Raw genomic sequence first — 10,943 nt, forward strand, 5'->3', positions numbered from 1 at the left:
GGAGACGCAAGCGGCCGGCCGGGCTTCAATCCCGGCCGGCCGCTTTTCCTTCTGCGCGCCGTCTTTACCCGCCCACATAGAGCGGATAGAACGGCTCCCTGGTCTTGGGCAGGCGAAGCTCCAGAATGCCGCCCTTGAACGTCGTCCGGGCCTTCCTCGGGCTTACGGCTTTCGGCAGCGGAATTTCCTGCTTCACCCCGGACGGCAGCTTGATCCGCACCTTGTGGCAGCTGATCGACATCTCCAGCTCGCGGGGATTGAGATCCTCCGGCAGCCGCAGGCGCACGATGACGCTGCGATGCGTCTCGAACGTATCGTAGTTCAGCGCGCTGCCGAAAACGGAATTCGGAAACTTCGACTTCATCTCCTGATCAATAAACCGGTTGATCGAGTTCTGCACGACGTCCGAAAGCCAGGAGGAGTCGACGATGCCGGCGCGGGTGAAGTCTTTGGGCAGAAACGGGAACGCCTCCAGCATCGCTTTCTCAAAGGCATCCCATTGTTCCGCCGGCGTCTGCTGCTTCATGGTCCGCGCTCCTTTCCCTGTGTCGCCTGGTCTGCTACAGCATATATCGAATGGGCGCGGTCGGTGCATGGCTCCCCCTCCCACGGCGCTTCAGACACCCGCGGCAGCCAGATCATGAACTCACATAAAATGAACGAATAGTTCGAATTATTCGTCAGGCATGTCGATCCGCATATATCGATATGCCTTTTTTGCATCTACTGCGGGTTCGGCAAAGTATGTTACAATTTTCACAAAGTTACCCACCAAAAAAATCCCCTGAACAAAGGAGGAGAGAACCATGGCGGAAACCGTTTTGCACCGGGAACCCGTCGACAGCGCGGAAAAGCTGGAACGGGCGCTTGACCGGCTGAGAAAGGCGCAGGCCCTTTTTGCCTCCTTCACGCAGGAGCAGGTGGACCGCATCTTCCTCGCCGCCGCCACCGCGGCCAACAAGGCGCGCATCCCGCTGGCGAAAATGGCCGCGGAAGAGACGGGAATGGGCGTCGTCGAAGACAAAGTCATCAAGAACCATTACGCTTCCGAATACATCTACAACGCCTACCGCGACGTGAAAACGTGCGGCGTCCTGGAGGAAGATCCCGCCTACGGTATCAAAAAGATCGCCGAACCCGTCGGCATCGTCGCCGCGGTCATCCCGACGACCAACCCGACGTCGACGGCCATCTTCAAATGCCTGCTGGCGCTGAAGACGCGCAACGGCATCCTTGTCAGCCCGCATCCCCGGGCGAAAAACTGCACCATCGCGGCCGCAAAAATCGTGCTGGAGGCGGCGGTGGAAGCGGGCGCCCCGGAAGGCATCATCGACTGGATCGACGCCCCTTCGCTGGAACTGACCAACCTGCTCATGAAGGAAGCGGATCTCATCCTTGCCACCGGCGGCCCGGGCATGGTGAAGGCGGCCTATTCCAGCGGCAAGCCCGCCGTCGGCGTCGGCGCGGGCAACACGCCGGCCGTCATCGACGACAGCGCCGACATCAGGCTCGCCGTGAACTCCATCATCCATTCCAAAACGTTCGACAACGGCATGATTTGCGCTTCGGAGCAGGCGGTCATCGTGCTGGACGGCATTTATGACAGGGTGAAAAAAGAATTTGCCGACCGCGGCTGCTGCTTCCTGGATCCGGACGAAACGGAGAAGGTGCGCAAAACACTCTTCATCAACGGCGTCCTCAACGCCGGAATCGTCGGACAGCCGGCGCACCGGATCGCCGAAATAGCCGGCGTGAAGGCGCCGGAAGCGGCCAAAATCCTGATCGGCGAAGTGGAGCGCACCGATCCGTCCGAGGAGTTCGCCCGAGAGAAACTGTCGCCCGTCCTCGCCATGTACCGCGCGAAGGATTTCGCCGACGCCCTGGACAAAGCGGAGCGGCTTGTCGCCGACGGCGGCATGGGCCACACCGCGGCGATCTATCTCGACCCGGTCGGCGCGCGGGACAAACTGGACGCCTTCACCGCCCGCATGAAGACGTGCCGCATCCTGGTCAACACGCCGTCGTCCCAGGGCGGCATCGGAGACCTGTACAACTTCAGGCTGGCGCCCTCCCTCACCCTCGGCTGCGGTTCCTGGGGCGGCAACTCCGTCAGCGAGAACGTCGGGGTCAAGCATCTGCTCAACATCAAAACCGTCGCCGAAAGGAGAGAAAACATGCTCTGGTTCCGGGCGCCGCAGAAAGTGTACATCAAACGGGGATGTCTTCCAGTCGCCCTTGACGAACTGAAGACCGTCATGGGGAAAAAGCGGGCGTTCATCGTCACCGACCATTTCCTTTACAAAAACGGTCTGACGAAACCGGTCACCGACAAACTGGATGAACTCGGCATCGCCCACGCCACCTTCTTCGAGGTCGAGCCCGACCCGACACTGGCCTGCGCGCAGGAAGGCGTAAGACAAATGGCCGCCTTCGAACCGGACGTCATCATCGCCGTCGGCGGCGGTTCGCCGATGGACGCGGCGAAAATCATGTGGGTGCTGTACGAGCATCCGGACGCCGACTTCATGGACATGGCGATGCGGTTCATGGACATCCGCAAGCGGGTGTACCGGTTTCCGCCGATGGGCCGGAAAGCCGCATTCGTCGCCGTTCCGACGACGGCGGGCACCGGTTCTGAAGTGACGCCGTTTGCCGTCATCACCGACGAGAAGACGGGCATCAAATATCCGCTGGCGGACTACGAGCTGATGCCCCACATGGCCATCGTCGACGCGGACCTGATGATGCACATGCCGAAAGGCCTGACAACCGCTTCCGGCATCGACGCCCTCACCCACTCGCTGGAGGCGTACGTCTCCATGATGGCGACCGACTACACCGACGGCCTGGCGCTCAGGGCGATCAAGCTGATCTTCGACTACCTGCCCCGCGCGTACGAGAAGGGCGCCGGCGATCCGGCCGCCCGGGAGAAAATGGCCGACGCCGCCACCATCGCCGGCATGGCGTTCGCCAACGCCTTCCTCGGCATCTGCCATTCGCTGGCCCACAAGCTCGGCGCGGCGTTCCGTCTGCCCCACGGCATTGCGAACGCGCTCCTCATCACCGAAGTGATGCGCTACAACGCCGCCGAGGCGCCAACCAAGATGGGGACGTTCCCGCAATACGACCATCCGCGCACGCTCAGGCGCTACGCCGAAATCGCGGAATTTTTGAACCTGCCGGGCGCCACCGACGAAGAGAAGCTGGAAAGCCTGATCCGCAAAATTGAGGAGCTGAAGGAAAAACTCGGCATCAAGAAAACGATCCGCGACTACGGCATCGACGAGGAAGAATTCCTGGAAAAGCTGGACGACCTGGCCGAGCAGGCCTTCGACGACCAATGCACGGGCACGAACCCGCGCTACCCCCTCTTCGCCGAACTGAAACAGCTGTACCTGAACGCCTACTACGGCACGCATGAAGGTGCGGCAAACCGGGCAGCCGGGGGGCATGCGGCCGGCGCGGCCGAACGCGCGGCCGCCGGCAGACCGGCAAAAGACGCCTGCGCCGGAATCGTCCGCCGGGAAGGAGGTGAGTGACCGCGCAGCCGCAGCGGAACGGGGCGTCTCCGGTTCCGTCGAAGCCGCCATGGGCGGCGTCGCGGACCGGAGCCGCCTCAACCCGGCGTTCGCGTCCGGTCCCGCATGCGGCGGTCGAGATCGTCCCGCACCCGATACAGCTCCTCAAGAAAGAGGCGATCGGCTTCCGACAGTTTCCGGTCCTCCCGGTAAATGAGCACATCGCGGAAGACGGGGGAAGACGCTTTGCAGCGGATCTGCACGAGCCCGTACCTTCTCAGCAGATCGTCCGGCATGGGCGAAAACCACATGTAGCTGGACGGGTCCTGGTGCAGCAATTCGATCTGGCTGCCCCGCTCGGAGACAAACACCCGCCGCTTGCTGATCACGATCCGCTCTTCCTCCGGCCGGCGGTCTTCCCGGGCAAGGGAAGCCGCCCTCAGGTCGCCGTACAAAATTTCCGTGCCGACTTCCAGTTCCCCCGCGGTGACCGTATCCTTCGACGCCAGCGGATTGGTGCGCGATATCAGCACGCGGCCCTCGAACTCCCACACCAGTTCACGCTTCAGCCGGCGGCCGAGCAGTTGCTGGAGATAGCGTTCCTGGCTTTTCAGGCAGCGGACGATGCCCAGGTTGTAGCCGCCTTCCTCCACCCGCTTGATCGTGTTGAGGGAACTCGATTCGCGGAACTGAATGTCCAGCTCCTTCGTCTTGTCGAGGCGGACGACAAACCGCGCGAACGCCTGGGAAATGTAGCCCGACCGCGGCGCGCGCAGGCTGAAGGAAATCTTGTTGCGCCGGTCCTCGCGGCAGAAAGATTTCATTTCCTCGACTTCCCGGATGATCCGCCGGGCGTATTCGATGACGGCTTCCCCCTGCTCCGTCGGCACGATGCCCCGCGGCGTCCGCCGGAAAATGTCCGTGCCGACTTCCGCTTCGACTTCCCGGATCGCCTTGCTCAGGTTCGGCTGGTTCATGAACAGGTTTTCGGCGGCCAGCGAGATGGAGCCCGCCTTGGCCACCTCGACGATGTATTTCAAATGCTGCAGATTCATCGGGATCTCCCCGCTTATCTCTGCCCGAACGACGTGATTTCCCGCCGCGTTTCGATGGCTTCCAACACGTTCATCATCAATACCTCCCCTGTTTCGTTCATTTCCCGTTCCTCCAGGCCGAACCGCACCGGTTCCGCAAAAGGGCAGCATCCATCTTACACCAAAATCCGGGCGAAAAAAGTAAAAAAGATCACTGGGCAAGCTGCATAAAAAAACGGACTCCGCATTTCACGGAGCCCTGACGATACCTTTTTGTTATTTTCATGGTCTGCTTGTCCGCTTTGCGCGCCTTACTGCGCCGTTTCGCCCCCGGCGTCGCCGCCTGCATCATCTTGCGAGGCTTCGCCATCGCCGCCCGCTTCGCCTTGCGGCTCTTCGCCGCTTCCGTCTTCGGCCGGCGTCTCTTCCTGCGGCAGGCTGATCTCGATCCCGAGCGCTTCGAGTTCCTTCTCCATCTCTTCATTCAACTTCGGAGCCGCAAGCGACTCGCGGATCGCGTCCTTCTTGTCCTGGGGCAGCTTGTCGAACGTCATTTCTTCACGCTTCTCGACCTTGATGACATGGTATCCGTAGCTCGTGAGCACCGGCTCGCCGATGACGCCGATCGGCTGGGTGTTGGCCGCCTGCTTGAACGCTTCGACCCAGTCGCCCGCCTTCGCGTCCGCGTACAGTCCGCCGTTGTCCTTCGAACCCGGATCGTCGGAATATTCCTTCGCCAGCTCATCCCAGCTGCCGCCCGCGATCAGCTTCGCCCGCGCTTCCTTCGCGCGCGCGAGCGCTTCTTCCTCCGTCCGTTTCTCTTCGCCCGTCGCCGAATCGGTGGTCGCGACCAGAATGTGGCGCACGGTGACGATGTTGTAGTCGGACGGAGCCTTGTCGAATTCCGCCCGGATCTCGTCTTCCGTTACGGCATTCTTGATCTCCTGAAATTTCTTGTCGATGGCCAATTCGCCCGAAATGAGCATCTTCAGCAGCCGTTCGGCTTCCTTGCTCGTCAGGCCCGACTTGTCTAGAATTTGTTTAATACTTTCCTTCTGCGCCTCGTCCTTGAGCACCTCGTCAAGCTGTCCCCGGAACGTCGCGGCGGACTCTTCGGCCTGCTTCACATCGTCGGAGGTCGCCTTGGCGGCGTATTCCTTGTAGATGATGTACCGCTCGAGAACCTGCTCTTTGTATCCCGGAATGTACTCGATATACATCGCCTCCATCGGCGACGTCAGTTCGAGCAGCGAGAGATACTTGTTGAATTCGGTATCCGTTACGGTCTTGCCCTGGTAGGTCGCGACCGGATCGCCCTTGCCCTCGCCGGGCACGCCGCCGTCATCCTTGCCGCCGCAGGCGGCCAGCGTTCCCGCGAGCGCGCAAGTCAGGGCAAGCGCGGCAAGACGCCTGATCGCGTTCCGTCTATTGAGCCACATCTTGTAGTTCTCCTTTCGGTTTGAGCGCTTCTTCATATTGTAACAGAAATTGCTCCAGCATCGCCAATTTGGCGCCGTCCGCGAGTCCCTGGCCGCGCATCAGGATGGTCGGCTGCGACCCTTGCTGCGCCGTCTGCCGGCTGAACCGGTTTTCGAACTTGAAGCAGAGTCTGTCGATCTGCTTCTTGTCCATGCGCTCCGCTTCGGCCGGCGCGAATTTCAGGATCAAATCGTCGCCGCGCTGCGTGATCTGTTCAATGCCGCATCTGCGCCCGTACGCCTTCAGCCGGGCGACCGCGAGCAGATTCTCGACCGCTTCCGGCGGGTCGCCGAACCGGTCGACCAGTTCTTCGCGCAGGTCGTCGGTCTCCTCCGGTTCCCGGATGACCGCGACTTTCTTGTAGATCTCGATCTTCTGCATGCTGTCGTAAATGTATTCCGACGGCAGATACGCGTCCATCGCGAGGTCGATCGCCGTATTCACTTCCCGGACTTCCGGCTCCGGCTGTCCGAGCAGCGACGCCTTGCGCTTCGCGATTTCTTCCGCCAGCATCTGCGAATACATGTCGAACCCGACGGAGGCGATGAAGCCGTGCTGTTCCGCGCCGAGCAGGTTGCCGGCGCCGCGGATCGCGAGGTCCCGCATCGCGATCTTGAACCCGGAGCCGAGCTCGGTGAATTCGCGGATCGATTGCAGCCGTTTCTCGGCCGCCTCGTTCAGCACCTTGTCGCGCCGGTACGTGAAATAGGCGTAGGCGATCCGGTTCGAACGGCCGACCCGTCCGCGCAGCTGATAAAGCTGCGACAGCCCCATCTTGTCGGCGTCATGGACGATGAGCGTGTTCACGTTCGGAATGTCGACGCCCGTCTCGATAATGCTGGTGCTCACGAGCACGTCGAACTCGCCGTCGAGGAAATCGAGGATCGTCTTCTCGAGCTCCTGTTCGGACATCTGGCCGTGGCCGACGGCAACGCGGGCGTCCGGCACGAGCGCCGAGATCTGCTCGGCCATCTGATAGATGCCCTGCACGCGATTGTACAGGTAGTAAACCTGCCCGCCCCGCGCAAGTTCGCGCTCGATCGCTTCCCGCACGAGGGACGGGCTGTATTCGACGACGTAGGTCTGCACGGGAAAACGGTTCTCGGGCGGCGTCTCGATCAGCGACAGGTCGCGCACGCCGAGCATCGACATGTGGAGCGTCCGCGGAATCGGCGTCGCGGTCAGCGTCAGCACGTCGACGTTCGTCTTCAGCCGTTTCAGTTTCTCCTTGTGGGTCACGCCGAAGCGCTGCTCCTCGTCGACGATGAGAAGCCCGAGATCCTTGAATACGATGTCCTTGGAGAGCAGCCGGTGCGTGCCGATGACGATGTCGACCGTTCCGGCCTTGAGCCCCTTGATCGTCTCCGTCTGATCCTTGCGCGAACGGAAACGGCTCAGCACCTGCACGTTGAACGGATAGCCCGCGAACCGCTCGCGGAACGTCTCGTAATGCTGCTGGGCGAGAATCGTCGTCGGCACGAGCACCGCCACCTGCTTGCCTTCGATGGCGGCCTTGAACGCGGCGCGGATCGCCACTTCCGTCTTGCCGTAGCCGACATCGCCGCAGAGCAGCCGGTCCATCGGCCGCGGCGATTCCATGTCGCGCTTGATCTCTTCGATGGCGCGCAGCTGGTCGGGCGTCTCCTCGTACGGGAACATCGCCTCGAACTCCTGCTGGTACGGCGTATCCTTCTGGAACGCATGTCCCGGCGTCGCCTGCCGCTCGGCATACAGCCGCACCAGATCTTCCGCGATGTCCTGGACGGACGAACGGACCTTGTTCTTCACGCGGTTCCATTCGCTGCCGCCCAGCTTGTTGATTTTCGGCTCCTTGTCCTCGCTGCCGACATATTTCTGGATCAGGTCGATCTGGTCGATCGGCACGGACAGCTTGTCGCCGCCCGCATACAGAATGTGAAGGTAGTCCTTGTGCACGCCGCCGATCTCGAGCGTGCCGATGCCGATATATTTGCCGATGCCGTGGTTCTGGTGAACGACGTAGTCGCCGACTTTCAGCTCGGTGTAGCTCTTGATCCGCTCGGCATTGTCGATCTTCCGCTCGACCCGCCGCGCCTTCCGCTGCTTCTGCGAGAACATCTCGCCTTCGGTGACGACGACCAGCCGCACGGAAGGCAGCTCAAACCCGCTCTGCAGGTTCCCCTGGATGAGCATCGGCGGCTCGATGCCGTAGTCGCGCAGCACCCTCTCCATCCGCGCCATCCGCTCGGCGCTGCCGGCGAGCATCATGATCGTCGAGCCCGCCTTGCGCCAGCGCTCCGTCTCCGCCTTCAGCACGTTCATCTGGCCGTGGAAATTCTGCATCGCGCGGGTGACGATGTTAACGATGTTCTGCGGCTGCGTGTGCGGCACCTGCCGCAGGAACAGCTGCAGATAGAGCGTCTGGAACGGCTGCCTGAACAGCGCGGCTTCCGCCTCCACGCCGGTGGCGAAGCCCGGCAGCGTCTTGCCGTTCGACAGGAGCGCCGTCGTCCATTCCGCCTCGTCCCGCTCCAGCTGCTTCGACGTCTCGATCAGCCGCGTCGGCTCGTCGAGCACGAGAATCGTGTCCTGCGGCATGTAATCGTGAAGCGTCTCCCGCTCCGGGAAGAGCAGAGAAATATATTTGTAGATCTCGGGGAAATAGGCGTGCTGCCGCAGCTTCTCGATCTCCTCGCCGATCGCTTCCTCCAGCCGCGACTTCGCCTGCCGGTCGGTCATCTTCTGAAGCTGCGCCTCGAGCAGCTCGAACGCATGCTGCGCCGCGTTCTTCATGCGCTGCTCGTCCGCGACGATTTCCCGGCAGGGCGTGACGACGAATGACTGCATCTTGTCGATCGACCGCTGGTCGGACGGATCGAACGTGCGGATCGAATCGATCTCGTCATCGAACCATTCGACGCGGATGGCCGTCTCGCTCGTCAGCGGGTAGAAGTCGACGATGCCGCCGCGGACGCTCATCTCGCCCTTGCGCTCGACGCGGTCCGTCCGCTCGTAACCGAGCTCGACCATGCGGCGCAAGAAAGCCTCCATCGGCAGCTCCTCGCCGACCGCAAGCGGAATGCGGGCCTCCGAGAGATAGCTGCGGGCCGGCTGGAATCGCCGCAGGCCGCTGTACGGCACGACAACAATGCCGCGGAATCCCTGGGTCAGACGGATGAGCACGTCCATCCGCTGCGCCATCGTCTCCGGGCTCGAGATGGCCGCTTCCGCGGCGACAAGCTCGTTCGCCGGGTAGAGCAGCACTTCGTCCCCGGACAGACATTCCTGCAGATCTTCCGCGGCCTTCTGGGCCGCAAACATATTGTGCGTGACGATCAGCATCGGGCGCTTCAGCCCGCGCCGGATCGCAGCAAGCATAACCTGCCGGGACGAGCCCGCCAGGCCGGATATCATCTGTTCGCGCATGCCGCTGCCGATGCCGTCCATGATCAATCGGACATCGGGATCGGCAGCGAAAGCCTCGATCAGTCTTTCCAACTTGTGGCACCTGCTTTCCATAAGAACCGGGTACGCTTACAAATTCCGGGTTCGTCCAACAGGAAAAGAGCCTCGGCGCATTTCGCCGAGGCTGTCTCAAGGGAGGACAACCGCTGACCGGCAGCGCCGGCGATCGTCCGCCCTCCTGCTTAAGCTCGATTCGGGGAACGCGCCCCCGCTATTGCAGCGGGCTCTCGATCAGCAGCAGCTCCGGATTCGCCTCCAGCGCTTCGCGGCAGTAATCGCAGATCACTCTGACGGTTACATTGCCCGCCGCGTCATACGCTATTATATCGCCCCGTTCTTCGGGGGTCAAGAAATGAAAGCCCAGCGCCGCCTCGCTCAGATCGTCCCGGTCGAGCGATCCGAGCGGCGTCCGGCAGTGCCGGCAGACGTAGTTCACAGCCATCGTATGCCTCCTGAAGAACCGGTATGTCACCATTATGCCCGGTTTTCGGGAGAACTATCGGCTGCTATCCGTTGAATTTCGCCATCGCCTTCTCAAAAGGGTGTTCGAGCGCATATTCTACCGCATCGCAAGCGGCTGCGATCATCGTCTTCAGCTGCTCCGCTTCCGCCTTGTCGAACGGCGAGAGCACGTAATCGACAATCTCGCGTCCGGGAGCCGGGCGGGAGATGCCCATCCGGATCCGGTTGAACTGCTGCGTGCCGAGATGCTGGATGATCGACTTGATGCCGTTGTGGCCGCCCGAACTGCCCTGATAGCGGAGCCGGATTTTGCCGAGCGGCGTATCCAGATCGTCGTAGACTACGATCAGATCGGCGATGTCCGCCTTGTAGAAATCGAGAAACGCCCGGAGCGATTCCCCGGACAGATTCATGTAGGTCATCGGCTTCAGCAGATGCACCTTCTCGCCCTTGACATGGCCTTCCCCGACAAGCGCCTTGAACTTGCTCTGCGTGACGCTGATATTCCACCGGCGCGCGAGCTCGTCGATGACCATGAAGCCGACATTGTGCCGGGTCGACTGATAGGCTGGCCCGGGATTGCCGAGTCCGACGATCCATCTCATCGTGCACCTGTCCCCCTTCCCTGACCAGAAGATATCGGCCGCCCTGCAACGATTCGATCGTCTAAATTGTCATTATAGGTAGAGGTGATCGCATGGTCAACGAAATGTTGTCGAGAAGCGCGCTGTTTGTCGTGTACGAGAACGGACAGAGGCTGCATGAAGACCAGCATTTCCAGGATCACATCGACCATGGCGTGCCGATTCAGATCTACCTGGGAGGCGTACATCAGGAGATCGGATTTGTCGAATGGTTCAACAGCCGTTCGGTCCGCGTCAACAACATCGACTTCGACCGGAACGTGTTCACCTTCGTCTCGCGTCCGGGTTATTGAGCGTCCGGCCATAAATCGAGTAGGAGGGGGCGGCTAGCCCCCGACCTCTCACACCACCGTACATGCGGG

Annotated in this window: 9 protein-coding genes; 3 read left to right on the forward strand and 6 right to left on the reverse strand. The window is 61.5% G+C overall.

From position 1 onward, the window contains the following. Window positions 1-64: 64 nt before the first annotated feature. A complete protein-coding gene (locus KJQ12_RS16000; protein WP_213485885.1) occupies window positions 65-526 on the reverse strand; it encodes an Hsp20/alpha crystallin family protein in 462 nt (153 codons plus the stop codon). Between the two features lie 280 nt (window positions 527-806). Here KJQ12_RS16000 and adhE point away from each other — a divergent pair, with 280 nt between their 5' ends. Next, window positions 807-3,539, forward strand: coding sequence for a bifunctional acetaldehyde-CoA/alcohol dehydrogenase (adhE, locus tag KJQ12_RS16005; RefSeq protein ID WP_213485887.1), 2,733 nt, complete (start codon window positions 807-809; stop codon window positions 3,537-3,539). A 77-nt stretch (window positions 3,540-3,616) separates the two neighbouring features. Here adhE and KJQ12_RS16010 read toward each other — a convergent pair whose 3' ends face one another. Further along, a complete protein-coding gene (locus KJQ12_RS16010; RefSeq protein WP_213485897.1) occupies window positions 3,617-4,573 on the reverse strand; it encodes a LysR family transcriptional regulator in 957 nt (318 codons plus the stop codon). Here KJQ12_RS16010 and KJQ12_RS16015 point away from each other — a divergent pair. Next, window positions 4,559-4,783, forward strand: coding sequence for a hypothetical protein (locus tag KJQ12_RS16015; RefSeq protein ID WP_213485899.1), 225 nt, complete (start codon window positions 4,559-4,561; stop codon window positions 4,781-4,783). The genes KJQ12_RS16010 and KJQ12_RS16015 overlap by 15 nt on opposite strands. Before the next feature lie 80 nt (window positions 4,784-4,863). On the opposite strand, the gene KJQ12_RS16020 is transcribed toward KJQ12_RS16015, so the two are convergent. The 4 genes from KJQ12_RS16020 to pth all read right to left on the reverse strand — a co-directional run bounded on the left by KJQ12_RS16020 (window position 4,864) and on the right by pth (window position 10,542). Continuing rightward, on the reverse strand, window positions 4,864-5,991 hold the full coding sequence (locus tag KJQ12_RS16020; protein WP_213485901.1) for a peptidylprolyl isomerase: 1,128 nt from the start codon (window positions 5,989-5,991) through the stop codon (window positions 4,864-4,866). After that, window positions 5,978-9,529, reverse strand: a complete 3,552-nt coding sequence (gene mfd / locus KJQ12_RS16025) for a transcription-repair coupling factor (protein WP_213485902.1) — start codon at window positions 9,527-9,529, stop codon at window positions 5,978-5,980. The genes KJQ12_RS16020 and mfd overlap by 14 nt, the downstream gene beginning before the upstream one ends. 157 nt (window positions 9,530-9,686) lie before the next feature. Continuing rightward, entirely contained in the window at window positions 9,687-9,917 is a 231-nt protein-coding gene (fin, locus tag KJQ12_RS16030) for an anti-sigma-F factor Fin (protein WP_015256458.1), read from the reverse strand. A gap of 64 nt (window positions 9,918-9,981) precedes the next feature. Beyond that, the gene (pth, locus tag KJQ12_RS16035; RefSeq protein ID WP_213485904.1) at window positions 9,982-10,542 is read right to left on the reverse strand and encodes an aminoacyl-tRNA hydrolase; all 561 of its coding nucleotides are present in this window, start codon (window positions 10,540-10,542) and stop codon (window positions 9,982-9,984) included. A gap of 92 nt (window positions 10,543-10,634) precedes the next feature. Between pth and KJQ12_RS16040 the strand changes: the two genes are divergently transcribed. After that, window positions 10,635-10,874 (forward strand): hypothetical protein, encoded by a 240-nt coding sequence (locus KJQ12_RS16040; RefSeq protein ID WP_015256460.1) that lies wholly within the window; start codon window positions 10,635-10,637, stop codon window positions 10,872-10,874. Window positions 10,875-10,943 lie beyond the last annotated feature (69 nt).

It is taken from the genome of Thermobacillus xylanilyticus (genome assembly GCF_907165215.1).
Lineage (GTDB): Bacteria > Bacillota > Bacilli > Paenibacillales > Paenibacillaceae > Thermobacillus > Thermobacillus xylanilyticus.